The 26,244-nt window shown below is 63.0% G+C and carries 22 protein-coding genes and 1 tRNA gene; 20 read left to right on the plus strand and 3 right to left on the minus strand.

Annotated elements, in window-relative coordinates:
• The first annotated feature begins 27 nt into the window (after positions 1 to 27).
• From KYK83_RS06205 to KYK83_RS06290, 18 genes are all read left to right on the plus strand, one after another.
• Positions 28 to 1,731 carry a peptidoglycan D,D-transpeptidase FtsI family protein gene (locus KYK83_RS06205; RefSeq protein ID WP_103022588.1) on the plus strand — a complete coding sequence of 568 codons (1,704 nt, stop codon included), beginning with the start codon at positions 28 to 30 and terminating at the stop codon, positions 1,729 to 1,731.
• Complete coding sequence (locus KYK83_RS06210; protein ID WP_222827589.1) at positions 1,728 to 3,200, plus strand: UDP-N-acetylmuramoyl-L-alanyl-D-glutamate--2,6-diaminopimelate ligase; 1,473 nt, start codon at positions 1,728 to 1,730, stop codon at positions 3,198 to 3,200. Before KYK83_RS06205 ends, KYK83_RS06210 begins: the two co-directional genes overlap by 4 nt.
• Complete coding sequence (locus KYK83_RS06215; RefSeq protein WP_222827590.1) at positions 3,197 to 4,663, plus strand: UDP-N-acetylmuramoyl-tripeptide--D-alanyl-D-alanine ligase; 1,467 nt, start codon at positions 3,197 to 3,199, stop codon at positions 4,661 to 4,663. The genes KYK83_RS06210 and KYK83_RS06215 overlap by 4 nt, the downstream gene beginning before the upstream one ends.
• A gap of 18 nt (positions 4,664 to 4,681) precedes the next feature.
• Complete coding sequence (mraY, locus tag KYK83_RS06220; RefSeq protein ID WP_222827591.1) at positions 4,682 to 5,752, plus strand: phospho-N-acetylmuramoyl-pentapeptide-transferase; 1,071 nt, start codon at positions 4,682 to 4,684, stop codon at positions 5,750 to 5,752.
• Entirely contained in the window at positions 5,749 to 7,041 is a 1,293-nt protein-coding gene (gene murD, locus KYK83_RS06225; protein ID WP_222827592.1) for a UDP-N-acetylmuramoyl-L-alanine--D-glutamate ligase, read from the plus strand. Before mraY ends, murD begins: the two co-directional genes overlap by 4 nt.
• Positions 7,042 to 7,046: 5 nt before the next feature.
• Positions 7,047 to 8,324, plus strand: coding sequence for an FtsW/RodA/SpoVE family cell cycle protein (locus KYK83_RS06230; RefSeq protein WP_248284311.1), 1,278 nt, complete (start codon positions 7,047 to 7,049; stop codon positions 8,322 to 8,324).
• The gene (murG, locus tag KYK83_RS06235) at positions 8,321 to 9,541 is read left to right on the plus strand and encodes an undecaprenyldiphospho-muramoylpentapeptide beta-N-acetylglucosaminyltransferase (protein WP_221597822.1); all 1,221 of its coding nucleotides are present in this window, start codon (positions 8,321 to 8,323) and stop codon (positions 9,539 to 9,541) included. The genes KYK83_RS06230 and murG overlap by 4 nt, the downstream gene beginning before the upstream one ends.
• Positions 9,538 to 10,962: a UDP-N-acetylmuramate--L-alanine ligase gene (gene murC, locus KYK83_RS06240; protein WP_222827594.1), complete on the plus strand. Its 1,425-nt coding sequence runs from the start codon at positions 9,538 to 9,540 to the stop codon at positions 10,960 to 10,962. The genes murG and murC overlap by 4 nt, the downstream gene beginning before the upstream one ends.
• A gap of 44 nt (positions 10,963 to 11,006) precedes the next feature.
• Positions 11,007 to 11,933, plus strand: coding sequence for a UDP-N-acetylmuramate dehydrogenase (gene murB / locus KYK83_RS06245; protein WP_248284312.1), 927 nt, complete (start codon positions 11,007 to 11,009; stop codon positions 11,931 to 11,933).
• A gap of 9 nt (positions 11,934 to 11,942) precedes the next feature.
• Positions 11,943 to 12,917 (plus strand): D-alanine--D-alanine ligase, encoded by a 975-nt coding sequence (locus KYK83_RS06250; RefSeq protein WP_222827595.1) that lies wholly within the window; start codon positions 11,943 to 11,945, stop codon positions 12,915 to 12,917.
• Positions 12,910 to 13,818, plus strand: coding sequence for a cell division protein FtsQ/DivIB (locus KYK83_RS06255; protein WP_196846679.1), 909 nt, complete (start codon positions 12,910 to 12,912; stop codon positions 13,816 to 13,818). The genes KYK83_RS06250 and KYK83_RS06255 overlap by 8 nt, the downstream gene beginning before the upstream one ends.
• Positions 13,818 to 15,104 carry a cell division protein FtsA gene (gene ftsA / locus KYK83_RS06260; RefSeq protein WP_103022598.1) on the plus strand — a complete coding sequence of 429 codons (1,287 nt, stop codon included), beginning with the start codon at positions 13,818 to 13,820 and terminating at the stop codon, positions 15,102 to 15,104. The genes KYK83_RS06255 and ftsA overlap by 1 nt, the downstream gene beginning before the upstream one ends.
• A gap of 134 nt (positions 15,105 to 15,238) precedes the next feature.
• Complete coding sequence (gene ftsZ / locus KYK83_RS06265; RefSeq protein ID WP_222827596.1) at positions 15,239 to 16,942, plus strand: cell division protein FtsZ; 1,704 nt, start codon at positions 15,239 to 15,241, stop codon at positions 16,940 to 16,942.
• 49 nt (positions 16,943 to 16,991) lie between these two features.
• Positions 16,992 to 18,587: a tetratricopeptide repeat protein gene (locus KYK83_RS06270; protein ID WP_222827597.1), complete on the plus strand. Its 1,596-nt coding sequence runs from the start codon at positions 16,992 to 16,994 to the stop codon at positions 18,585 to 18,587.
• A gap of 147 nt (positions 18,588 to 18,734) precedes the next feature.
• Positions 18,735 to 19,238, plus strand: a complete 504-nt coding sequence (locus KYK83_RS06275) for a type III secretion system chaperone family protein (protein WP_103022601.1) — start codon at positions 18,735 to 18,737, stop codon at positions 19,236 to 19,238.
• 134 nt (positions 19,239 to 19,372) lie between these two features.
• Positions 19,373 to 20,113, plus strand: a complete 741-nt coding sequence (locus KYK83_RS06280; RefSeq protein WP_103022602.1) for a Bax inhibitor-1/YccA family protein — start codon at positions 19,373 to 19,375, stop codon at positions 20,111 to 20,113.
• A 172-nt stretch (positions 20,114 to 20,285) separates the two neighbouring features.
• On the plus strand, positions 20,286 to 21,185 hold the full coding sequence (locus KYK83_RS06285; RefSeq protein ID WP_234003045.1) for a hypothetical protein: 900 nt from the start codon (positions 20,286 to 20,288) through the stop codon (positions 21,183 to 21,185).
• An 86-nt stretch (positions 21,186 to 21,271) separates the two neighbouring features.
• Positions 21,272 to 21,347: transfer RNA gene (locus tag KYK83_RS06290), tRNA-Ala, on the plus strand.
• Positions 21,348 to 21,364: 17 nt separating this feature from the next.
• On the opposite strand, the gene KYK83_RS06295 is transcribed toward KYK83_RS06290, so the two are convergent.
• Together KYK83_RS06295 and KYK83_RS06300 are read right to left on the minus strand one after the other, a co-directional pair.
• The gene (locus KYK83_RS06295) at positions 21,365 to 22,243 is read right to left on the minus strand and encodes a hypothetical protein (RefSeq protein ID WP_222827598.1); all 879 of its coding nucleotides are present in this window, start codon (positions 22,241 to 22,243) and stop codon (positions 21,365 to 21,367) included.
• Positions 22,230 to 23,552: a replication-associated recombination protein A gene (locus tag KYK83_RS06300; protein WP_222827599.1), complete on the minus strand. Its 1,323-nt coding sequence runs from the start codon at positions 23,550 to 23,552 to the stop codon at positions 22,230 to 22,232. The genes KYK83_RS06295 and KYK83_RS06300 overlap by 14 nt, the downstream gene beginning before the upstream one ends.
• 97 nt (positions 23,553 to 23,649) lie before the next feature.
• Here KYK83_RS06300 and KYK83_RS06305 point away from each other — a divergent pair, with 97 nt between their 5' ends.
• Together KYK83_RS06305 and KYK83_RS06310 are read left to right on the plus strand one after the other, a co-directional pair.
• Positions 23,650 to 24,408, plus strand: coding sequence for a PadR family transcriptional regulator (locus tag KYK83_RS06305; RefSeq protein WP_222827600.1), 759 nt, complete (start codon positions 23,650 to 23,652; stop codon positions 24,406 to 24,408).
• A 73-nt stretch (positions 24,409 to 24,481) separates the two neighbouring features.
• Complete coding sequence (locus tag KYK83_RS06310; RefSeq protein WP_222827601.1) at positions 24,482 to 24,904, plus strand: hypothetical protein; 423 nt, start codon at positions 24,482 to 24,484, stop codon at positions 24,902 to 24,904.
• A 1-nt stretch (position 24,905) separates the two neighbouring features.
• Here the strand turns inward: KYK83_RS06310 and KYK83_RS06315 are convergent, their stop codons facing one another.
• A complete protein-coding gene (locus KYK83_RS06315; RefSeq protein ID WP_222827602.1) occupies positions 24,906 to 26,072 on the minus strand; it encodes a glycosyltransferase family 4 protein in 1,167 nt (388 codons plus the stop codon).
• Positions 26,073 to 26,244: the final 172 nt, after the last annotated feature.

A 26,244-nucleotide genomic window follows, 5' to 3' on the forward strand; every position in this document is an offset into this window, starting at 1 on the left:
GGAAAAAGCGGGCATGGTGCGGTCAGCATGGCAGTGGCCTCCGGCCGGGTCCAGCTTGTCACCATTCGCCAGCAATCGCTCACACTCGCGCGTTGGCGGGTGTTGTGGGTGGTTCTGGGGTTTGCCTTCATCGCGATGCTTGCGCTGGTCCGTATTGCTTATCTCGGCATGTCGGATGAAGGCCTCAGAGGGACATCGCTCGAAGAAGCGCTCCTTCCGCCTCGGGGCGAGATTACGGATCGCAACGGTATTCCGCTGGCGCGTGCATTTCCGGCTTACGCTTTGTGGTTCAATCCCGAAGCGCTTGGCGAGGGCGGTACGCCGCTGGTGCGCGAGCCGGCGGTCGTTGCTGCGAAACTCAAGGCGATTTTCCCGGATCTGAACGAAAAGGCCGTCGCCGCGCAATTTGCAGCCGGCAAGCAGGGCTACATTCGCCGTCGCGTGCTGCCCGAAGAGGCGAACCGGGTTCAGGAAATCGGCGAGCTGGCGCTCGAAATGCCGACGGAAACCGATCGCCATTACCCGCAAGGATCGATGGCGGCTCACGTCCTCGGCTATGTTGCCGCCGACGGGGACGGGCGCGTGGGGATGGAACAGGTCTTCAACAAACATCTGTCCGATCCGGCTACGCGCGGCACGCCCATCGCCCTGTCGATCGATTCCCGTGTTCAGGGCGCACTCGAAGATGAACTGCGCCGCGGAATGAAGCTCGTACAGGCGCAAGGCGGGGCCGGCATCGTTCTGGATGTGAATACCGGCGAGGTGCTGGCACTCGCATCGCTGCCCGAATTCGATCCCAACAAGATCGACGCGCGGGGCGAAAAGCTGATGTTCAACCGCGTCACCAACCAGGTCTACGAACTCGGATCGACATTCAAGCCGTTGTCGGTCGCCGCGGCGATCGACGCTGGCGTGGTCCGAGACCTTGGCCGACGGTGGGATGCAACCCCGGTCAAAGCGGGACGATTCCGCATCAAGGACAGCCACGACATGGGCGCGACCCTGAATGTCGTGGAAACACTGATCCATTCGTCCAACACCGTAACGGCCCGCGTCGTCGACGAGCTCGGACCTGAGCGGATGCGTCGTTACATGATGGATCTGGGCATGAACGAACGGCCCTATATCGAACTGCCGGCAAAGGGCTTTCCGATCTGGCCCGGCGAGAAATGGCCACGTCTGCGGTCGATGACCGTGGGATATGGGCATGGCATCGCTGTGACCCCCCTTCATCTGGCCAGTGCCTATGCGGCAATGGTCAACGGCGGCATCTGGCGCCCGGCCACACTAAAGAAACTGGGTCCGGGTGAGGCGCCGAAGGGCCGCCGCGTGTTCAAGGCATCCACGTCCAGCCGCATGCGCCAGTTGCTGCGCGCGATCTCGATCTACGGCACGGGACGCAATGCGGACGCCCCCGGCTACCGAGTCGGCGGCAAAACGGGTTCGGCCGAAAAGCCGGGCGGTTCGGCTGGCTATCGTCGCACTGCACTGGTTTCGACCTTTGCGGCCGCGTTCCCGATGGATCGTCCGCGCTACGTGGTCATCGCCATGCTCGACGAACCGCGTGGGACGGTCGCTAGCTCCTATCAGCGCACCGCCGCATGGAACGCCGCGCCGATCGTGGGCCGTCTGGTGCCGCGCATCGGACCTCTCATCGGCGTGCGCCCCGACGATACGCGCGATGTCGACATCTCCGACATCAAGCCGCTTATCCCGGAGGCCAACCGGTGAAGCTGTCCAAGCTCTGTGCTGCTGCGGGGATCGCGTGCGATGCCGACGTCAATGTGACGGGTTTCGCGATCGACAATCGCAAGGTTGCCCCGGGAACGGTTTTCGGTGCGTTTCAAGGCGCGCAGGTCAATGGCGAGGATTTCATTCCCGCAGCGATAGAAAGCGGCGCGGTCGCCATTGTGGCCCGGCCCGAAGCTGTCGTGAATGGTGCCATCCACATCGCCGACGACACACCGCGCCGTGCGTTTGCAGCGCTGGCGGCCCGGTACTTCACGCCGGTACCGCAGCATATTGTTGCGGTGACAGGTACGAACGGCAAAACCTCGACGGTCGAAATGACTCGCCAGATCTGGCGTATGGCAGGTGAACGGGCCGCGAGCATTGGCACGTTGGGCGTCACCACCCCCGATGGTAGTGTATCCACCGGTCTGACCACCCCGGATATTGTCACCTTCCTGTCGAACTTGAGCGGCCTGGCGCGTGAAGGTGTGACACACGTGGCTTTTGAAGCGTCGAGCCATGGTCTCTCGCAATTCCGCAACGAGGGCGTGTCCGTCGAAGCAGCGGGCTTCACCAACTTCAGCCGCGATCATCTCGATTACCATGCGGATATGGAAGACTATTTCGCCGCCAAGATGCGGCTCTTCGACGAGGTTGTGGCGGACGATGCGACCGCAGTCGTGTGGATGGGATCTGGCGATAGCGGCTGGAATGCCCGCGTAGTCCAGCATGCCAAGGCGCGCGACTTGAAGATCATGACTGTCGGCGAGCAGGGCGAAAACATCCGCCTAACGAAAAGAGAGCCCACCCAGCTTGGGCAGTCGCTGAGCGTTGAGCATGAGGGCAAGAGCCGGACGATCAATCTGCCGCTGATCGGCGCCTATCAGGTTTCCAACGCGCTCACCGCAGCAGGACTTGCACTCGCGTCCGGTCTCGATGCGGGGTTGGTTTGGGATGCCGTTGCCCGTCTGCAGCCCGTGCGCGGCAGGCTCGAACGCGCGGTCATCGCGCCTTCGGGCGCGCCGGTATATGTCGATTACGCTCATACCGCCGATGCGCTCGAAGCGGCGATCCAGGCGCTCGAGCCGCATGTTTCGGGCCGCCTCATCACTGTGTTCGGCGCCGGCGGGGATCGGGATCACGGAAAGCGGGCACCCATGGGTGAAGCGGCGGCCAAGGCAAGCCACGTCGTAATCGTGACCGACGACAACCCCCGCGGTGAGGATCCTGCGGATATCCGCCGCCAGGTGCTTGAGGGAGCGCCGCAGGCACGCGAAATAGGCGACCGTCGCGAAGCCATCCTTGCAGCCATCGCCGAAGCAGGTGCGGACGATATCGTCCTCATCGCTGGCAAGGGACATGAAACGGGTCAGATCATCGGATCGGGAGAAAATATGCGGGTCCTGCCTTTCGACGATGTCGAGGTTGCGCGCGAGTGCGCTGCGCAGATCGCTAGAGGTGATGCATGAGCGCGGCAATCCTGCGACATCCGGCCTATATTGAGTGGCCTGCCGATCCGCGCGACCGCCTTCCGCTGACGCTGTGGACGGCAAAGGATATTGCCGACGCGGTGGGCGGTACGGCCAGCCATGACTTTCAGGTTGCCGGGGTCGAAATGGACAGCCGGGACGTGGTCAATGGCGATCTGTTCGTCGCGCTCAAGGGCGAAGCGATGGATGGCCATCGCTTCCTCGAAAAAGCCTTCGCCAACGGCGCTGCGGGCGCAATCGTCGATCGCCCGATCGACTGGCCCCACATCCTTGTCGAGGACACGACTGAAGCGCTGAAGGCGCTGGCCCGTGCAGCGCGCAGCCGTGTGGAAGCGAAGATTATCGGCGTGACCGGATCGGTCGGCAAGACCGGCGTAAAGGAGGCCATCTTCGCCAGCCTCGAACGCGCGAGCCGCGGTGCGGCCCATCGTTCTACACGTAGCTACAACAACCACGTCGGTGTGCCGCTGAGCCTGACGCGTATGCCTGCGCGCAGCCGCTTCGGCATTTTCGAGATGGGCATGAACCATGCTGGCGAGATCGAAGGGCTGACTACCCAAGTTCGCCCGCATGTAGCGGTTATCACCACGATAGCCCCGGCACATATCGAAAATCTCGGCAGCATGAAGGCGATCGCTGCAGCCAAAGCCGAGATCTTCGCAGGTCTAGAGCCAGGTGGCACGGCCGTCATCCCGGCGGACACCGAGCATTACGAACAACTCAAGCTGGCCGCCCTGCGCGCGGGGGCAAAGGTCGTCAGCTTCGGAAGGGCGCGTTTTGCCGACGTTCGCTTGCTGGATGCCATTCCCAGCGCCAACGGCGGCAGCCTCGTGACGTGCGAATTCCCCGAAGGACGGCTGTGTTACACCGTTGCCGAACCCGGCGATCACTGGGTCGTGAACTCGCTGGCCGTGATGGCTGCTGTACGCGCTGCGGGCAGCGATATGGCGGCCGCCGGGCTGGCGCTTGCCGAGATGGGTGGACTCAAGGGGCGGGGTGCGCGTCACGGCATCGATGTGCCTGGCGGCAAAGCGCTGCTGATTGACGAAAGTTACAACGCCAACCCGGCCAGTATGCGCGCCACTTTGGCACAACTTGGCCAGACGCCGTCGGGGCGCCGCATTGCCGTGCTTGGCGCGATGAAGGAACTAGGCGATTTCGGTCCCCAGTTTCACGCCGCTCTATCCGAGCCGGTGCTGGCTGCCGATGTCGATTATGCCATTCTGGTTGGCGAAGAGATGTCCGCCCTCGCACGCGAACTGGGGAAACCGGAGAGTTCCGTCCTTGGCAAGCCCATTGCGTGGGCGCATTGCCGAACTGCCGACGAGGCGATCGAGCTGCTCGAAGACTTCGGTGTCGTCGCAGGCGATGCCGTGCTGGTCAAGGGCTCCAACTCGGTCGGTCTTGGCCGGCTCGTGGATCATTTCATCCGCGCCCGCTAGGCGCGACGAGAGGCCGATTTGCTATACCTCCTCGCCGAATGGTTGAATTTCGAAGGCATCTTCAACCTCGTGCGTTATCAGACGTTCCGCGCCGGGGCGACGCTGATGACCGCGCTCGTCATCGGGCTCGTCATCGGCCCGCGCTTCATCGACATGCTTCGGGTGCGGCAGGGCAAAGGGCAGCCGATCCGCGAAGATGGCCCGCAAAGCCATCTGGCCAAGCGCGGTACGCCGACAATGGGCGGCTTGATGATCCTGATCAGCCTGTCGCTGGCCGTTCTGATATGGATGGATCTGCGCAATCCGTTCATCTGGGCCGTGCTCGCGGTGACGCTCGGCTTCGGCCTGATCGGATTCCTGGACGATTACGACAAGGTGACGAAGTCGAGCCACAAGGGGGTTTCGGCCCGGGTCCGGCTATTGATGGAATTCGCGGTTGCGGGCGTGGCGAGCTATCTCGCCGTCAGCCAGATCAACACGTTTCTGTACGTCCCGTTCTTCAATAATCTCGGCCTGGAAATGGGCCCGTTCTACTATATCTTCGCGGCCATCGTGATCGTAGGGGCGGGCAATGCGGTCAATCTGACTGACGGGCTGGACGGGTTGGCGACGATGCCGGTCATTATCGCGGCTGGGACATTCGCCCTTATCTCCTATCTCGTAGGCCGCGTGGATTTTTCTAGCTATCTCGGCATCCCGCATGTTCCCGGTGCGGGCGAACTGGCGATCTTCTGTGCCGCCATCATGGGCGCCGGCCTCGCTTTTCTCTGGTTCAATGCGCCTCCGGCTGCCGTATTCATGGGCGATACGGGGTCGCTGGCGCTCGGCGGCGCACTCGGCGCAGTAGCGGTCTCCACACACCACGAAATCGTTCTCGCGGTGGTCGGCGGGCTGTTCGTGTTCGAGGCGCTGAGCGTCATCATCCAGGTCTTCTGGTTCAAGCGGACCGGCAAGCGGGTCTTCCGCATGGCGCCGATCCACCACCATTTCGAACAGCTCGGCTGGTCGGAGAGCAAGGTCGTGATCCGGTTCTGGATCGTGGCGATCGTGCTTGCACTCATGGGGCTGGCGACGCTCAAGCTGCGATGATCACTTCATCCGCCTGGAAGGACAAGAAGTACGCCGTTCTCGGACTGGCGCGTTCCGGCCGGGCCACGGTCGAGGCGCTGCTGGCTGCCGGAGCCGACGTGCTGGTATGGGACGACCGCGTAGAGGCGCGCGAGCCTTTTGCCGGGCGCTGCGCCATCGGCGATCCGCTGGAGGCGGACCTAACCGACTTTGCGGGCGTCGTCGTCAGTCCCGGCGTTCCGCTCAACACGCACCCGATCAAGCCGCATGCGGACGGTTATGGCGTGCCGGTCATCGGCGACATCGAATTATTCGCGCAGGCGCGGCCGGAATTGCCGCCGCACAAGGTTGTCGGCATAACCGGTACCAACGGAAAATCGACTACCACCGCGCTGGTTCATCACATCCTGAAAGCGGTGGGCGTGCCTACGACGATGGGTGGGAATATCGGTCTGCCGATCCTCGAGCAGGAGCCGTTGCCGGAAGGTGGGGTCTATGTGCTGGAACTGTCGAGCTATCAGATCGACCTGACCTTTTCGCTCGCTTGCGATGTGGCGATCCTGCTGAATATCACGCCGGACCATCTGGACCGGTATGACGGTTTCGACGCCTATGCGGCGAGCAAGTCACGGCTGTTTGCGATGCAGGGGCGGGGCCAGCATTCCATCGCGCGCTTTACCGATGCGCGCTCGCTCGGCCAGTTCGCGGAAGGGTCGATCGCCAGCATTCTGGAGGACGTCTTCCAGCATAGAGGGATCGCGCCGGACGAGCAGAATGGTTGGAAATCCCTGGCAGGATCCCACAACCGCGAAAATGCAGCGGCTGCGATCGAGGCGTGCGACATCCTTGGCATTCCGATCGATCAGATCCGCGAAGGCCTGCGCACCTACCCGGGCCTTCCGCACCGTATGGAGCGGGTCGCGGAGATCGGCGGGGTGGCGTATGTCAACGACAGCAAGGGCACGAATACAGCCGCTTCGGCCCCGGCGCTGGCGGCTTTCGAGAACATTCACTGGATTGTTGGCGGGCTGGCGAAAGAGCCGGGCCTGGGCGAGTGCGAGGCTGAACTGGGCCATGTGAAGGCCGCCTATACCATCGGCAGATCGGGCGACGAGTTCGCCCGACTGTTGAAAAAAAGGGTGTCGATCAAACGTTCAGTTACGCTCGAACAAGCGTTGTTCGACGCGTCGAACGCAGCCGTGTCGGGTGACACCGTCCTGCTGTCGCCCGCCTGCGCCAGTTTCGACCAGTATCGCGACTTCGAAGCGCGCGGCGACCATTTCCGCGAACTGGTGGAGGCGCTCAGATGAGCACCATGCAGCCCTATGTTCCCGGCAAGCGTCAGCCGGCGCATATGCGGAAAGGCAAGTTGTCGCGCTGGTCCGAACTAAAGATCTGGTGGCGCGAGATCGATCGCGTGCTGCTGCTGCTGGTGCTGCTGCTGATGGGGCTGGGCACCGTGGCCGTTGCCGCGGCGAGCCCGGCGAGCGCCAACCGGCTGTCGACCAGCAGCGAGACGCTGAACCCGCTGTATTTCTTCTATCGCCATCTGGCCTGGCAGGTGCTGGCCATCGGAACCATGCTCGGCATATCGATGCTCACGCGGGAGAATGCGCGGCGCTTCGGCCTGCTGCTGGCCGCGGGGATGACAGCGCTCCTGTTCATCGTCCCCTTCGTCGGGGTCGAGATAAATGGCGCGCGGCGCTGGATAAGCCTGGGCATGCAGTTCCAGCCGTCCGAGTTCCTCAAGCCCGGCTTCGCCATTGCGACCGCATGGATCCTGTCATGGCGGATGCGCGATCCGAACATGCCGGTGGCAGGCATCGCGACGGGATATGTGGCGCTGATCGCGGCGCTGATGATGATGCAACCCGATTTCGGCGGCACGATCCTGTTCGGCGGCGTCTGGTTCGTCGCCATGATCCTGGCCGGGATCGACGTGAAGCGGCTGGGCGCGGTCATCGGCGGCGTGCTGGCCGTGCTGACGGCGACCTATTTCCTCTATGACAATGCGCGCCACCGTATCGACAGCTTCATCGGCGGCGGGACTGCATACGATCAGGTGGATCTGGGTGCGCGCACGATCGTGGCGGGCGGCTGGCTGGGCGCGGGTTATGGGCTGGGCATCCGCAAGATGAGCCTGCCCGAGGCGCATACCGACTATATCTTCAGCGTCATCGGCGAGGAATTCGGCCTGATCGCCTGCGGACTGATCGTCCTGCTGTATCTGGCAATCGTGGCGCGGGTGCTGCTGCGCCTTATCGACGAGGAAGACCTGTTCGCGCTTCTGGCCGGAGCGGGCCTGACGGCCCTGCTGGGTGGGCAGGCGTTCATCAACATACTGGTCAACCTGCAGCTGTTCCCGTCGAAGGGGATGACGCTGCCGCTGGTGAGCTATGGCGGGTCTTCCACGATCGCCATCTGCCTCAACATCGGATTGCTTCTGGCAATCACGCGGCGAAATCCGTTCCTGAAAAGCCGGACCAAGGGGCTTGGCGATTTGTTCGGCATGGGGCAGACGGCCCCGATGAAAGACCAGACGAACCCGATCAGAAGCCAGACGGGCAGTGTTCGCCGGGAGATCCACCCATGACCGGCGCCAATCGCCATTACGTCCTTGCCGCGGGCGGGACCGGCGGGCATCTGCTGCCCGCCTTCGCACTTGCCACCGAACTGGAACGGCGCGGCCACCACGTCGCGCTGATCACCGATACGCGCGGGGCGGAGATTCCCGGCAAGCCCGATTTCCTGCCCGCCCATGTCATCCCGGCCGGCCGGTTCGGCAAGAACCCGCTGACCTGGATCAAAGGGATCAAGGCGGTACTGGAAGGGCGGCGCATGGCGCTGCGCCTGTTCGAAAGCTTCGCGCCGAGCGCCGTCGTGGGCTTCGGCGGTTATCCTTCGCTGCCGACCATCCTTGCCGCGAGCAGTGCGGACGTGCCTATCGTGGTGCATGAACAGAATGCCGTTCTGGGCAGGGTGAACCGTCTGTTTGCCCGGCGGGTCAATGCGATCGCCACGGCCTATCCCGAAGTGCAGCGGCTGGACGCCAAGCACGCCGAGAAAGTGCATCTGGTGGGCAATCCGGTGCGCGCTGGCGTACTGTCGCTGCGCGAAGAACCCTTTCCGGCATTCGGTGAAGACGGCCTGCTGCGCGTACTGGTGACCGGGGGAAGCCAGGGGGCGCGCGTGCTGTCCGAAGTGGTGCCCGATGGGCTGTCCATGCTTCCGCCCGCGCTGCGCCAGCGGTTGCAGGTGACGCAGCAGTGCCGCCCGGAAGATCTCGATGCCGTACGCGAACGCTATCGCAATCATGGCATACCGGCCGAACTGGCGACATATTTCGAGGACATGGCCGCGCGGCTTGCCGATACGCATCTGTTTATCGGCCGGGCCGGGGCATCGACCATCGCGGAACTGACCGCTGTGGGACGGCCCGCCATACTGGTGCCGCTGCCGATTGCGACCGACGATCATCAGGCGGCCAATGCGCGCGAACTGTCCAAATCGGGCGGGGCACGGATGATCCGCCAGGAGCGCTTTACGGGCAAGGAACTGGCCAAGCAGATCAAGGCGCTGGCCGAAAATCCGCAAGGGCTGGCCAATGCCGCACATGCGGCCTGGAATTGCGGGCGGCCCAAGGCCGTCGAAGACCTGGCCGATCTGGTCGAAAGCTTCGGCGGGGCAGAGATGATGGATGTCATCCGCGTGGGCGGAAACAATGCGCGCGGCGCATCGCAAGGCATCGCTGCCGGTCAGGCGATGAGGCAGGCCCATGGCAAGCGCGCGGCACGGGAGATGTCGGAATGAGAGGCGTCCCGACAGATATCGGCACGATCCACTTCGTCGGCATCGGCGGCATCGGCATGTCCGGCATCGCCGAGGTGATGGCGAACCTGGGCTATACGGTGCAGGGTTCCGACATGAAGGAGAGCGCGACCGTCGAACGGCTGCGCCAGCGCGGCGTAAAGATCGCCATCGGCCATGCCCCCGAAAACGTCGAAGGCGCTGCGGTCGTCGTAACATCTACCGCGGTGAAGCGTACCAACCCCGAAGTCGCCTTTGCGCTGGAAAACCGTATTCCCGTGGTGCGCCGTGCGGAAATGCTGGCCGAACTGATGCGGCTGAAATCGACCGTCGCCGTGGCCGGTACGCATGGCAAGACAACCACGACCAGCATGATCGCGGCCCTGCTGGATGCGGGCAATATCGATCCGACCGTCATCAATGGCGGGATCATCGAACAATATGGTTCGAATGCACGGCTGGGCGACAGCGAATGGATGGTGGTCGAGGCCGACGAGAGCGACGGCAGCTTCCTGCGGCTGGACGGCACCATCGCGGTAGTCACCAATATCGACCCCGAGCATCTGGACCATTACGGCGATTTCGACGGGGTAAAGGACGCGTTCGTGGAGTTCATCCACAATGTCCCCTTCTATGGCGCGGCAATCCTGTGCATCGATCACGAGGAAGTGCAGGCCGTGATCGCCAAGGTCCGCGACCGTAACGTCGTGACCTATGGCTTCAATCTTCAGGCCGATATCTGCGGCGTGAACGTGCGCCCGGATGCCGGGGGCAATGTGTTCGACGTCATCGTGCGCCGGCGCGGCAAGGAAGACCGCCGGATCGAAGGCGTGCGACTGCCGATGCCCGGGCGCCACAATGTCCAGAATGCACTGGCCGCGATTGCCGTGTCGATCGAAATGGGCTGCCCCGACGAGATAATCTGCAATGGCTTTTCCGCATTCGGCGGTGTCCGGCGGCGGTTCACCAAGGTGGGCGAAGTTCCCAGCGGCGGCGGCGTTGCGACGATCATCGACGATTACGGCCACCACCCGGTGGAGATCAAGGCCGTGCTGGCCGCCGCACGCGAGAGCGCAGGCGAAGGCCGCGTCATCGCGGTGGTCCAGCCGCACCGTTACACCCGCCTGCGCGATCTGATGGATGACTTCCAGAGCTGCTTCAATGCGGCCGACGAAGTCTATGTCACCCCGGTCTATGCCGCGGGCGAGGACCCGATCGACGGCGTCGATGCCGACGCACTTGTCGCAGGGTTGAAGGCACGCGGCCACCGGGCGGCCCGCACGGTGACGGACGAGACCGATCTGGCGGAAAAGCTGGTCGAGGATCTGCGTGCCGGCGATTTCGTGGTCTGCCTTGGTGCAGGCGATATCACCCAGTGGGCGGCCGGACTTGCCAATGGCATCGCGAAGGTGACGACATCGTGAGCGAGATGGAGCAGCCCGACGATGTGTGGAACTGGGATAGCGGCATGGCGCCCGACTGCGAAGTCGAAGGCAGCGTCATCGCGCCCATCGACACCTACGGTCTGCGCGGCAAGCTGACGCCGGATGCGCCGCTGGCCAAGCTGGTCTGGTTCAAGGCGGGTGGCCACGCCGACTGGCTGTTCGAGCCGGCCGATACGGACGATCTGAAGCTATTCCTGGAACGGCTGGACGGCGATCTTCCGGTGATGGCGCTGGGGCTGGGGTCAAACCTGATCGTGCGCGACGGCGGCGTGCCGGGCGTGGTGGTAAAGCTGGGCAAGCCCTTTGCCAGTATCGAAGTGGGCGACGACCATACGTTGACCTGCGGGGCTGGCGCGCACGGCATACTCGTCGCTTCCACCGCGCGCGATGCAGGGATTGCAGGCGTCGAGTTCATGCGCGGTATTCCCGGTACCGTCGGCGGCTTCGTGCGCATGAACGGCGGCGCCTATGGCCGCGAAGTCAGCGACGTGCTGATCGATTGCGACGTGATCCTGCCGGGCGGCCGGCTGGTGACGCTTCCCGCAGCCGATCTGCGCTATACCTATCGTCATTCCGCCTTGCCCGACGCGGCTGTGGTCGTCCGCGCGCGGTTCCAGGGCGAGCCGGGCGATCCTGCGACAATCGGCGCGAAGATGGACGAGATCGGCGAAGCGCGCGAAAATTCACAGCCGCTGCGCACCAAGACCGGCGGATCCACTTTCAAGAACCCGCCGGGAAAGAAGGCGTGGGAGCTGGTCGATGCAGCAGGGTGCCGCGGGCTGAGGCTGGGCGGCGCACAGGTGAGCGAGAAGCACACCAACTTCCTGCTCAATATCGACAATGCCACCAGCGCCGACATCGAAGGGCTGGGCGAACTGGTGAAGCGCCGCGTCTACGAACATTCGGGCGTGCTGCTGGAATGGGAAATTCAACGAGTGGGGCGACCGTAAGGAATAGACATGAGCGATCTCCCCAAACTTCACATTGCGGTTCTGATGGGTGGCTGGGCCAATGAACGGCCGGTCAGCCTGATGTCGGGCGAAGGCGTGGCCAAGGCACTGGAAGAGCGCGGCCACACGGTCACGCGCATCGATATGGATCGCAAGGTTGCCGCGCGCATCGCCGAGGTGGCGCCGGACGTCGTCTTCAACGCGCTGCACGGCGTGCCGGGCGAAGACGGGACGGTGCAGGGCATGCTCGACCTGATGGGCGTGCCCTATACGCATTCGGGCCTGGCGACATCGGTCATCGCGATCGACAAGCAGCTGACCAAGCAGGCGCTGGTGCCGCATGGCATCCCCATGCCCGGCGGGCGGATCGTGAAAAGTGCGGAACTGCACGAGCGCGACCCCATGCCACGCCCCTATGTACTGAAACCCGTCAACGAAGGCAGTTCGGTGGGTGTCGCCATCGTCACCGATGAAGGCAATTACGGCAATCCGATCATGCCCGATGCCAAGGGCCCGTGGCAGGAATTCGCCGAACTGCTGGCCGAACCCTATATCAAGGGGCGCGAGCTGACGTCGGCCGTGGTCGATTTCGAGGGCGGGCCGCGCGCGCTGGGCGTGACCGAGTTGAGGCCCAAGAGCGGGTTCTACGATTTCGAAGCCAAATATACCGATGGGATGACCGATCACATCTGCCCGGCGGAAATCCCCCAGCACATTACCGATCTGTGCCTCGAATATGCGCTGAAGGCGCACAAGGCACTGGGGTGCCGGGGGACCAGCCGGACTGATTTCCGCTGGGACGAGGAGCAGGGCGAAGAGGGCCTGTTCGTCCTGGAAACCAATACCCAGCCCGGCATGACGCCGCTGAGCCTGGTGCCCGAGCAGGCGCGCTTTGCCGGCATCGAATATGGCGAATTGTGCGAACTGGTGGTTGCCGCTGCATTGCGCGATCACGCGGTGAAGCCCGGGGGCGGCGATGGCTAAGGTCACGCGCAAACCCACCGGGGTGCGCCGTTCCGCAGCGGCGCGCAACCGCAGCCAGAAAGCCCGCGCGGCGCGCAGCCACACCAGCGGGCTGTTCGATCGCGCCATGGCCGCGCTGCCCTTTACCGAAGAGCAGTGGCACAGGTTCTTTCTGGGCGCGATCATCGCCGCCGGGCTGGCGATCGCCTGGACCATCGCGAGTTATGCCGGCGTGCCGGAACTGGCCAAGGCGGAACTGTCCAAATCGGCCGCGCGATCCGGTTTCGAGGTCAGCCGCGTGCGGGTTTCGGGCGTGGAGCGCATGAACGAGCAGCTGGTCTACGAGCGGGTATTGGCGGAACAGGACCGCCCGATGCCGCTGGTCGATCTGGAAGATGTGCGCGCGCGCCTGCTGGAGCTTCCCTGGGTCGAGGACGCGCGCGTTTCGCGCCAGCTGCCCGATACGCTGAAGGTGGATATCGTCGAGCGGGTGCCGCATGCGGTGCTGCGCAAGCCCGACCGGCTGGTGCTGATCGATGCCGAGGGCCACGAGCTCGAGCCGATCAGCGCGAAGGCAGCCGAAGGCAAGCTGCTGATCGAAGGGCCGGGCGCGGCACGCCAGGTGCAGGAACTGGGCCGGCTGATAGATGCAGCGCCCGCGCTGAAGCCGCAGATCGCGTCTGCCCAATGGGTCGGCAACCGGCGCTGGAACCTGACGTTCAAGACCGGGCAGCTGCTCGCGCTTCCCGAAGGCGATCTCGGCGCACCGGCGCTGGTGAAATTCGCCCAGCTCGACGGGATGCACCGCCTGATCGGGGGCAAGCCGATCGCGATCGACATGCGCGTTCCCGACCGGGCCTATCTGCGCTGCGCGGACGGGCCGTGCCCGAAGCAGATGGCGTTGAACGGAAGGGCTCAATAGTGGCAACCCAGCAGCCGCGCATTACCCGGGTCTTCGGGGCGGTGAATATCGGTTCGTTCAGGGTTTCGGCCATGATCATGGGGCAGGCAGAGGGCGGCGAGATGGTCGTGCTCGGCTCCAGCCACCGGGCCAGCGAAGGCATCAAGCGCGGCTATGTCGCCGACATGCGCGCGGCAAGCCATGCGATCCGCACCGCGGTCGAGAAGGCGGAAGCCAATGCCAACACATCGGTCCAGAGCGTGTGGATCGGTTGTGCGGGCGCGGGCCTGTCGAGCAAGATATCGAGCGTCGAGATCGCCATCGGCGGGCGGCGCATCGAAGAGGACGATATCGAGCACCTGCTGTACGCCGCGCGAGACCATCTGCATCCCGACGGGCGCATGGTGCTGCACGCGCAGCCGGCGCATTACACGCTGGATGGGGCGCATGGCGTGGCAAACCCCAAGGGCCTGCACGCCGAAGCGCTGGGCGTCGATGTCCATGTGACGCTGGCCGAAGGCGCGCCGGTGCGCAATCTGATCGAGGCGGTGCAGACCGCGCATCTCGATGTCGAGGGCGTGGTGGCGAGCCCGCTTGCCGCGGCCTATGCCTGCCTCACCCGCGAAGAGCGCGACCTGGGTGTGGCGCTGGTCGAGATCGGGGCGCAGGTCACCAATGTCTCGGTCCATGCGGCAGGCATGCTGCTGGGGCTGAAATCCATTCCGATCGGTTCGAACGACATCACCGATGCGATCGCATCGTCGCTGGGCATCCGGCGCAGCCAGGCGGAACGGCTGAAATGCGTATCGGGTTCGGCCATCGCTACCCCGACCGATCACCGCGAGATGATCCCTGTGAACGGCCCCGGCGAGGACCCCGGCGGGCGGCTGGCGCGCGGCGCGGACGAACACAACCGGATCGCCAGGGCGGAACTGGTGTCGATCGTCACCGACAGGCTGGGCATCATCACGACGGAAATTGGCAAGGCGCTCAAGTCGATGGGCTTTACCGGCGCGCAAGGCGGACAGGTGGTGCTGACCGGCGGGGGCGCGGAATTGCACGGCGTCGCCGAATTCATGCAGGGCGCGCTGGGGCGCCCGGTCCGGATCGGCAAGCCGCCGGCATTGCAGGGCCTGCCCGAAGCGCATGCAACGCCCGGATTCGCGACGCTGGCGGGCCTGTGCCTTTATGCCGCGGACGACCCGGTCGACATCCGATCGGTCGGCCCGCGCTATCAGCCGACCAACCGCTATCGCGGCATCGGTCTGGTCAACCGTGTGTTTCAAGCGGTGCGTGAGTATTTTTAAGGTTGTATCACAGCGTTACTGCGCCATTAGCCCTTGTGGATAAGGCAAGTATCGCTTCGACCTGCGATTAGCTTTATGCCAGAGTTGTGACATAACGCCCACGGGCGACTTTTGAATTCTACGGGGACTCTTGAATGAGCATCAATATCGGACCGGCATCGGACGACGACCTTCGTCCCAAGATCATGGTCGTGGGCGTCGGTGGTGCCGGCGGCAACGCGATCGCCAACATGATGCAGGCACAGATCGAAGGCGTCGAGTTCATCGTCGCCAATACCGACGCGCAGGCTCTGAGTACCTCGCCTTCCGACAAAAGGATCCAGCTCGGCCCCGACATCACGGGCGGCCTTGGTGCGGGCGCGCGCCCCGAAGTGGGCAAGGCCGCGGCTGAAGAAACGGTCGAAGAGATCGAAGACGCGATGGACGGCGTCAACATGGTCTTCATCGCAGCCGGCATGGGCGGCGGCACCGGGACCGGTGCCGCACCCGTCATCGCAGAGGCGGCGCGCAAGAAGGGCGTGCTGACCGTCGGCGTCGTGACCAAGCCGTTCCTGTTCGAAGGCACGCGCCGCATGCGCGCGGCCGAAGCGGGCATCGACGAACTGCAGAAGCACGTAGATACGCTGATCGTCATCCCCAACCAGAACCTGTTCCTGGTGGCCAAGGCCGAAACGACCTTCAAGGAAGCATTCATGCTTGCCGACGAGGTGCTGCAGCAGGGCGTGCGGTCGATTACCGACCTCATGGTCATGCCGGGCCTCATCAATCTCGACTTCGCCGACGTGCGTTCGGTGATGAGCGAAATGGGCAAGGCGATGATGGGCACCGGCGAAGGCGAAGGCGACAACCGCGCTCTCGAAGCTGCCGAGCGCGCCATCGCCAATCCGCTGCTCGACGGCGTATCGATGACCGGCGCCAAGGGCGTCATCATCTCGATCATCGGCGGCGAGGACATGAAGCTGCTCGAAGTCGACGAGGCGGCCAATCACATCCGCGAACTGGTCGACGAAGATGCGAACATCATCTGGGGCTCGGCGTTCAATCCCGATCTCGATGGCAAGATCCGCGTATCGGTCGTTGCGACAGGTATCGAACATGACGGTTCGATCGCGGCAGCCCCGTCGCGTTCGTTCTCGATGCGCGAAAGCAGTGCGCCGAAGCGCCCCGTGCTCGACCTGCCGAACCGCAGCGAACCGGAAGACGAACCGTTCGAACTGAACGAAGGCCTGTCCGCCGATCCGGAGCCGGCCGAAGCCGATGCTTTCGACCTTACGGACGAGGCCGATGACGATAGTGCACAGCCATTCGGCCTGTCGCCCGCCACGTCGCGCTCGCTGAACGACGACGCCGAAGACGAATATGACGATGTCGACGATATCGTCGATCCTCTCGCCGGGCTGCGTAACGAACGGACCGAGCGTTTCGACGACGAAGATTCCGTCCCTGCACCGGCTGACGACAGTGGCTTCGGCGGTGCGCCGACCGATGATGGCTGGGGCGACGAGCGCGAACCGCTCAACCTTTCCGACCCGGCGGGCAATTCGCAGGACGAATTCGAACTCGGTGACGAACATGTCGCAGGCGAAAGCCCATTGGCAACCAAGCCGGGACGCCGGCGTCCGCTGGTGCCCGGCGAATCCGGCGGGAGTGAAGAAAGCGGTTCGGGCTCCAGCGAACGTGGCGGCGGCTCGCTGCCGGGCAATACGCTGTTCGAACGCATGGCCAATCTGTCGCGCGGAGCAACGCGTCCGGAAGACGATAGCGACGACGATGACGACGATGGCAATGGTTCGGGCCTCAACATCCCGCGTTTTCTCGGTCGCCAGAACAATCAGTAATTGCGACCGCGTCAGCGCTGGTTAACGCCCGGGCTGCCAAGGACAGGACATGATTTCGAAAGGGCAATTCGGTGCTGCTGTGGCGCTGCTGGCATTGGCAGCGCAGTCAGAGCGCGTGTCCGCTCAGCGCGAGATCGTCCAGCCGCTTCCGGCGCCTGCCGAAGGTCGGCTGGGTGATGCGCTGTCCCGCCTGGCGCAGGACGCCACGGACGTGTCCGCCCTGCTCGATGCGGGCGAGGCGTCGCTGGAGTTGGGTGACATAGAAGCTGCAATCGGCTTCTTCGGCCGTGCCAACGATCTGTCGCCCAACAATGCGCGAATGAAGCTGGGACTGGCGAAAGCCTATACTCGCTCGCGCAGACCGGTCGAAGCCTTGCGGCTCTTCGCAGAAGCCGAACAAGCGGGCGTGACGACGGCGCAGATGGCCGAAGACCGTGGACTCGCTTTCGATCTTGTGGGCGACGCAGCCAGTGCGCAGCAGCTTTATCGCGTCGCGCTGGCCAATGGTTCAGGCGACGAGATCACTCGGCGCCTTGCCTTGAGCCAGGCAATTTCCGGCGATCGCGAGGGATTCGAGGCGACCTTGCTGCCGCTGCTCCAAAAACGCGACGTATCCGCATATCGCACACGTGCTTTCGGCCTGGCGATCATGGGCAAGGCGCGCGAAGCGAAGGAAATCGCGAACACCATGCTGTCATCCGGCATGGGGGCGCGAATGGCGGCCTATTTCGAGTATATGCCGCGCCTTACCAAAGCCCAGCAGGCTGCGGCGGGCAATCTCGGCATATTCCCGCGCGCTGCTGCCATCGGCACGGACGACAGGCGTATCGCGAACTATTCCGGTACATCGGCACAAACGGCGCAGCCTGCGCCGCAACCGGCCAGAGTGGCGCAGGCCGATATGCGTCCGGCGACGGCATCACTTACGGCGCCTGCGCCCACGCCCACGCCCACGCCGACACCGACGCCAAGGTTCGTGCCTTCACCGGCACCCACACCTACGCCAGGTCCTGCGCCCACCTCAACGCCGTCGGGCGAATTGCCTCCTGCACTTTCGCCGCAATCGGCGACAGCAACCCTGAGCGGACAGCGACCTTCGCAGGCGACGACGGTAACCGAACGTGAACTGCCGCGCGCGACGGGAGAGGCAGCTGGTTTGGCGCGTGCAGGCGAGGCCGGGGCGTTCCCCAATTCGCAATCCGCTTCGCCCTTGCCATCCGCGCAGGAGGAGCCCGATCTCGCTTCGGTCGAGGAGGCTTTCAGCAGCTTTTCGCTGGCGCCCGAAAGCAGGGTGCCTGCTGCAAACGGTGCGGTCGACATCACCAAGATCAAGATCCCGCGTGAGCGGGACGAACCCAAGCCACCACCGCCGCCCGCGCATCCTTCGCGACATTGGGTTCAGGTTGCCACTGGCAAGGATACCGATGCCCTGGGGTTCGACTGGCGGCGCATTTCACGCAAGGCGGAAGGCAAGCTCGAGGGCAAAGGGCCGTTCGTGACCCCGTGGGGCGAAGCGAACCGCCTCTTATCCGGTCCCTATGACAGTGCTGCCAAGGCCCGTGAAATGGTGAAGGAACTCAAGGAGTTGGGGGTCGATTCCTTTACGTTTACCAGCGCGGCCGGCGAAGCGATCGAAAAGCTGTGACACGGGCGCGGCAGAGGCCGCGCGAAGATTTGTTCACAGGCTTTGCACAGGCCTTAACGGTTCTCCCCAGCGTCGACGCCCGGTTCCATTGCCAAGGTGCCCATCGCTTCTGCATCCAGCCGTCATGACTTGGATGGAACAGTTTCGATGAGACCGTCGGAAGAACGCTACGAGGTAGACCAGGGCGCGGCACCTCTCGAAATGCTCATCGCCTTGTTCGAGGCCCGGGGCTGGCCCTGCGAATCGACGCAAACCGAAATGAGCGGCGAAATCCAGGGAAGTTGGACCAAATATCAGCTGCGCGGAATCTGGCGACCGGACGACATGGTCCTGCAGATCCTGTGCCTGCCGGACATTCGCATTTCCAAGGACAAGATGGCGTCGGCGCATGAACTGGTGTCGCTGGTCAACGAACAGATGTGGCTGGGACATTTCGACATCTGGTCCAACGGCGGGGTGCTGCTGTATCGGAACGGCACCATGCTGGGAGATGACGGACTGTTGAGCCTGGGCCAGGCGCAGGCGCTGGTGGAAATTGCGGTCGACGAATGTGACCGGTTCTACCCCGCGTTTCAGTTCATTCTATGGGGCGGGCGGACGCCGGAAGAGGCGCTGGAAGATGCCATGGTGGATGCGGCAGGCGAAGCCTGAGAATATTCCTCGTGACCGTTAACCGGTATTAAGACTGGAATGTCCGGTTTCGCTTGAAATCGGGGAGCTAAATGTCGATATTCCCGTTGAGGAGTAGGGCGTATTTCCGCTCTGCCAGAAGGAGTTTTAAACAGATGGCCAATTGGAACGACACCGACCAGAGGCAGGGCTTCGGCTCGGTGCCGCGCGCTGGCGACGCCGTTGCCAGGCAGGAGACCTTCGACGCTGGGCTGCGCAAGCACATGCTGTCGATCTACAACTACATGACTTCGGGCGTTTTGCTGACCGGCGTCGTGGCCTTGCTGGCCGCGCAAAGCGGGCTGGCAGTGTCCTTCGCCAGCGGGCCGCTGATGTGGATCGTCGCACTCGCACCGCTCGGCTTCGTTCTGGCCATGAGCTTCGGCCTGAACAAGATGAGCAAGGGAACGCTGCAGATTCTGTTCTGGTCGTTTGCGATCGTCATGGGTCTGTCCATGTCCACGATTTTCCTGCGCTTTACGGGTGAATCGATCGCCGCCACCTTCTTTGCGACCGCGGGTGCCTTCGCCGGTCTCAGCCTGTACGGCTATACCACGAAGAAGAACCTTCAGGGCTTTGGCACCTTCCTCGTGATGGGTGTGATCGGCCTGCTGATTGCGATGGTGATTAATATCTTCCTGCAGTCGAACACGATGGCGATGGCAATCAGCTTCATCGGCGTGCTGATCTTCGCGGGTCTTACGGCTTACGATACGCAGCGCCTGAAGATGGAATATCAGTATCTGCGCGGTACCGAATTCGCCGGTAAGGCGATCATCATGGGCGCGCTGAGCCTGTACCTCGATTTCATCAACATGTTCATGTTCCTGCTGCAGTTCATGGGCAATCGCGAATAGAGTTAACCTACTCGTCGCACACAGGAATCGCTTGAACGTGCCCGGGGTGTAATCGACACTCCGGGCATTTTCTTTGTCCGAACAACCGTCTACGGAAAGAACCGCTTCATCCCCCGTCAAGGCGTGACGGCGCAGGGTGAAGGTCAGCTTTATCGAGGAGGGTCAGCGCGCCATGAGCCGCGGTTCAAATATCACCATTCGTATGGCAGCCGTGGCTGTCGGAATATCCGCTCTGGCTGCCTGCGCCACGCCTCCTCCTCCACCGCCCCCACCGCCGCCTCCGCCGCCGGTCGAAGCAGTGCCCATCAGGCCGCTGCCGCCCAGCCAGGCATCCTATGTCATGGATATTCCGCAGGTGAACGCGCTGGGCATGCGCGAGACGGTCAATCTCGGCATTTCGGACGACGAGAAGGTCTGGCATTTCCGATCGGCATGGAACGTTGCGGCGCTGAACTGCCTCGATCCGCAGTATCAAACCGTGCTCGATAGCTACAGCAGCTATATAAAGGATCACGCGCGGACGCTGAAGCAGGTCAACGACCGCATCGATGCCCAGTACCGCAAGGAATATGGCAAGGGCCGTCCCGCCATCCAGGCTCGCGAAGGCCAGATGACGATGGTCTATAACTATTTCGCCCTGCCGCCGGCACGCGCGGATCTCTGTCGCACGGCTCTGGGTATCTCCCAGCAATATGCGGCAGCCGAAGATCTGGATGCGCAGGCCTTTGCCTTGGCGAATTTCGCAGCGCTCGAAGGGCCGTTCGAACGTTTCTTCGTGGCGTACGAGCAGTATGAGAAAGACGCCGCTGCCTGGGATGCGAAATATGGCGAGCGTTACGGTGCCTCGCAGCCCGGTTATGTTGCCGTCAAGAACGCACGGGCGTTCGACCGGCCGCAGCCAGGGGCCGATCCCTCTACGCTAAGCGCGGCCCCTGTGGCCGAAACCAAGGTCATCGATCCGGATACCGGAGCGCAGATACCGGTGGCACCAGTTGACGAAACGCGGTCTTCCGTGCCGATCGTGCAGCCCATTCCCAATGATGCGGGCGACGACGACACGCCGCAGAACTGATCTCAACGATGCTTTTCAGGCGCGCCGTCATCCGCTAGACGGCGCGTCTAGCATCGCTTTATGTCGCGGTGCCGCAAACCTGGAACGGGGCCGTAGCTCAGTTGGGAGAGCGCGTCGTTCGCAATGACGAGGTCAGCGGTTCGATCCCGCTCGGCTCCACCAGGAAATCCGCCAGAGTGTCATATCGCGCCGAAGGTCCAGCCTTCGGTTCGGGCAAGGTCCAGGGTAAGGCTGGCGGGCTTCCATCGCGCGCTGTCGTTGCCTGCCGTGCGCAGCCATGCGGCCGTCAACAGAGCGTCTGACGAGTGATCGTCGATCGGGCCGGTGCCCGCGACCTGTGCGCTGCCCAGCGATGCCAATGCTTCATTCAGAGCCTCGAAACTGCGCATCTTGGCCTTTGACGCGCTGCGCCCGGCCTCCAGCGCGGCAAGGCTGGTGTAGATTTCCGCAACAACCGAACCGTTCGAAGGCAGACTATCTATCGGCCACACCGGAAGATGGCCGCGAAGCCTGTGCAGCATGCGCATACCGGTGAGGCTCGACTTGCCGACCTGTGCGGCGCCGACGAGGTTGAAGTTTGAATAGGGTTTGCATCCCATAGCCGCCTGCGCATGTTCGGTGACGCGGAAGCGCCCGCGGCCATGCGCGGCCCCATCGCACCCGAAATGCATTCCGGTATGAACGCCGTCGCGAAAGTACGGTTTGAATTCGGGATGGTCGACGAAGGTCTGGGCTCCGAGATTGGGATCGCCTGCACAGATGTCGTCGATCAGCGCCCACAGCGACGGCGCATCGGGCAGGGCCGAATCGCTGCCGGGAAAATAAGCGCCGCAATCGGCGAAAGGCAGCGCAATGCCTAGGTCCAGGCCGACCAGCGTATCGTCCGGCAAATCGTTGCGAAGAAGGGCGAGGACGTCTTCGCGCGACCACCCGCGGCCGGGTTCAACCAGAACCGGCGGCCCGCCATCTGTGAGCGAGAGCGCGAGCGCTATGCCTTTCTGAACAGGCCCCTTGGCACCGGACCAGTCGATGGCGAGAAAATGATTAAACCTCCCCACGATCGCGCCGTAGCTTCTCCCAATAGTCGAGCCGCTTCTTTACCTCGCGCTCGAACCCGCGTTCGACGGGTTGATAATAGTGCTGGGGTTCCATTTCATCGGGCCAGTAATTGTCGCCCGAGAAGCCTTCCTGCGCGTCGTGATCGTAGGTGTAGCCTGAACCATAGCCGATGTCCTTCATCAGCTTGGTAGGGGCATTGAGGATGTTCTGCGGCGGCATCAGGCTGCCCGTCTCTCGCGCGGATTTGAAGGAGGCCTTCTGAGCCTTGTAGACCGCGTTCGATTTTGGCGCAGTGGCAAGATAGGTGCAGGCCTGAACCAGTGCGAGCTCGCCTTCCGGACTGCCGAGAAATTCAAACGCGTCTTTGGCTGCCATGCACTGGACCAGCGCCTGCGGATCGGCCATGCCGATATCCTCGACCGCCATCCGGATGAGACGGCGCGCGAGAAAGCGCGGTTCTTCTCCGGCGGTCAGCATCCGGGCGAGGTAGTAGAGGCTTGCCTGGACGTCGCTGCCGCGCACCGCCTTGTGAAGCGCGGAAATGAGGTTGTAGTGACCTTCGCGATCCTTGTCGTAAACCGCAACGCGCCGCTGCAGAAACTGGCCGAGCGCCGCGGGGTCTAGCGGCTCTTCGATCTTCGCGTTGTATAGCGTTTCCGCTTGGTTGAGCAGAAAGCGGCCGTCACCGTCGGCGCTGGCGACAAGGGCGTTACGCGCCTCGGCGGTGAGGGGAAGGGGGCCTTCGAGCTCTTCAGCCTTGTCGAGCAGCGTGCCGAGCGCCTCGTGGTCGAGCCGTTGCAGTATCAGTACCTGCGCGCGGCTGAGCAATGCGGCGTTGAGTGCGAAGCTGGGATTTTCGGTGGTCGCGCCGACCAGTGTAACGGTGCCGCGTTCGACGAATGGCAGGAAGCCGTCCTGCTGCGCGCGGTTGAAACGGTGGATCTCGTCAACAAACAGCAGCGTGCGTTGGCCCGCCTCGGCGGCCTTGTCTGCGGCGGCGAAAGCCTTCTTCAGATCGGCGACACCGCTAAAGACCGCACTGACGCTTTCGAAGCGCATACCGACGCTGTCCGCGAGTAGCCGGGCAATAGTCGTCTTGCCCGTCCCGGGCGGGCCCCACAGGATCATACTGGAAAGGCGCCCTGCCGCGACCATCCGCCCGATCGCGCCTTCGGGACCAGTCAGATGGTGTTGACCGACTACCTCGTCGAGCGAGCGCGGGCGCAGGCGATCGGCCAGCGGCGCATCTTCGCGCGGCGCATCGTCCGGTGTGGGGGCAGGAAGGCTATCGGGAAACAGGTCGGCCATTGGTCGACTGACATAGTGTTTTCATCCGGGTTTTGCATGACTCTCTTGCGGGAGGTTAATAAGATATATCGTAGGCATATCTTACAGGAGACTCGATATGACTAATGACAGGCGCGGAGATGAACCCGACGAAGGACATATTCCCGATTATCCCGAGGGCCGTGACTTCGATGTGGATGTCGAAATAGACATCGATGCCGACGATGATCGGGATGGGAGGTTCAGGAAGTCGTTCAGTACGAACAGCTTTTTCGGGCCCGATGGCATCTTTGGTCCGAAAGGTCCCTTCGGGCCCGACGGACCGTTCGGACCCAGTGGGCCGTTCGGCGCGGGTGGCCCATTCTCAACCGGCCACCGCCGGGACAAGAAGCAGCGTACACGCGGGCGGCGCATGTTTGCTCCCGGAGAGTTGCGGTTGCTGCTTCTACACCTGATCGCACATGAGCCGCGTCATGGTTACGAGCTGATCAAGGCGGTCGAAGATATGACAGGCGGCAGCTATTCGCCGAGCCCCGGCACGGTCTATCCCACCCTGTCGCTGCTCGAAGACGAGGGACTTATCCGCGAGGTCGAAGGCGACGAACCGCGCAAGGCCTACCGCGCCACCGAAAAGGGACGTGGCGAGTTGACCGACAGGAAGGACGAAACCGACGGACTGATCGAGCGGATCGAAGGGCAGCGGGAGCGGCGCGCCAAATCGGGGAAGGCCTTCGCGACGCCGGAAATGTTCCGCGCGATCGGGAATCTGGCGACCGTGCTGAAAAATCGTGCACGGTCGGGCAAACTAGAAGAAGAGACGATGCGCGAAATCGTCGATCTGGTCGACGACCTCGCCAAGAAGATCGAACGCCTCTGACCGGCGTCTCTCTTTGCTCCCGGTGCCGCACGTGATATTCTGCTGCACCGGGTCGCGAGGGGAGGGTTCAGTCATGAATACATCCATCACGACGCCGTGGCACTTGTGGGCAGTCGGCATAGTCACGCTACTTTGGAACGGGCTTGGGATCACAAGTTACCTGATGACCGAACTGGGGCAGCTTGACGCCTTGGGAATGTCGTCCAGCCAGATCGCCTATTTCGATACTTTTCCGGCTTGGGCGACCGGCTTCTGGGCATTAGGCGTCTGGGGGGCGTTTCTAGGTTCGATCCTGCTTCTGGCCCGGTCGAGATTTGCGATCCATTCGCTGGCAATTTCGATTGTCGGCCTAGTTGGGACGACGTATTTTCAGCGCGTCGCAATCGATCTGCCGGAAGACATGAACAATCCGGCGCTCGACGCGGCAATCTGGATCATCACGTTTTTCACCTTGTGGTACGCGATCAGGATGCGCGCGCAGGGCGTCCTCACCTAGATCAGCGTCCGCGCTGCTTTTGCAAGCGAAGGTATGTGTCGACGACAGATTGATTGATGGCGTCCCAGGAATAGGCGCGAGAGGCTTTTTCGCCATTCGCGCCATGTTCGAGGCGCAAGGCGTCATCCATGCAGTAGGGGGCAAGTGCTTCCGCACAGGCTTGCGCGAAGGCATCGGGCTTGTCGGGCTCAACGAGTCGTCCGGTCTCGCCATCGTTCACGAGACTGGCCGCGCCTGTCGCCCCAGCCGCAACGACCGGCAGACCGCTGGCCATGGCTTCCAGAGTGACATTGCCGAAGGTCTCGGTAATTGAGGGATTGAAGAAAATGTCTCCGCTGGCGAGCGCCCGGCTGAGATCGGCCCCGGTTCTGAAACCGACGAAGGTTCCCCCGGGCAAAGCCTTTTCGAACCAGCTGCGAGCGGGACCATCGCCAATGACCAATACCTTGTGAGGTGTCTGGCGCCTGCGTAACTGGACAATGGTCTCGGCGAAAACGTCGAGACCTTTTTCCATCACAAGTCGGCCAAGGAACACGATGGCCACATCATCGTCGGCGAGGCCATTTGCTCTTCTCCATTCCAGATCGCGCTTCGACGGATCGAATACGGTCCGATCCACGCCGCGCGACCAAAGGGAAATGTCGTCGTGCATGTCCTGCGCCTTGAGCTCTTCGATCTGGCTCTGCGAAGGCGCAACCAGAGCATCGCAACGGTGGTAGAAGCGACGGAGGAAGGATTCGACCACTGGCTCCAGGAACCCGACGTTGTAATAACGCGGATAGGTTTCGAACCGGGTATGCACCGATGCGAGAACGGGAATGTCCCGCTTGCGCGCCCACTTCAAGGCCGAATGGCCGGTAAAATCGGGAGCGGAAAGATGCACCATATTGGGAGCGAAGGCCGCCAAGTCCGCTCGCGCTTTTGAATCGAGAGGCAGGCCGAGGCGGTATTCCCCCCGACGGGGCACCGGCATCCGCATATTCGGCACGTCCACCAGATCGCCCGTCGGAGGGAAATCCGGCTTTTCCACTACCGGCGAATACACTCGCAAGGCCGCTCCCTGCCGCAGCAGGTAGTCGGCGAGGCGATTGAGCGCCTGATTGCAGCCGTCGCGGGTATAATTGTAGTTTCCGCTAAACAGCGCGATGCGAAGATCGGTCACGTCCATTGCGGGCGGCCATAGTCCGGCACGAGGGTTTTGGCGAGTGGTCGCTTGTCGATACACAGACCCGGTTTGCCGCTTGTCCAGCATTTCGCATTGACTTGCTCACGCGCAACTATATTGCCGCCGACGGGCCACGCGGTCCCAACGCCGCGCGAGCTCTCTGCAAGGAGAGAAT

Source organism: Qipengyuania pacifica, from assembly GCF_019857205.1.
GTDB classification, from domain to species: domain Bacteria; phylum Pseudomonadota; class Alphaproteobacteria; order Sphingomonadales; family Sphingomonadaceae; genus Qipengyuania; species Qipengyuania pacifica.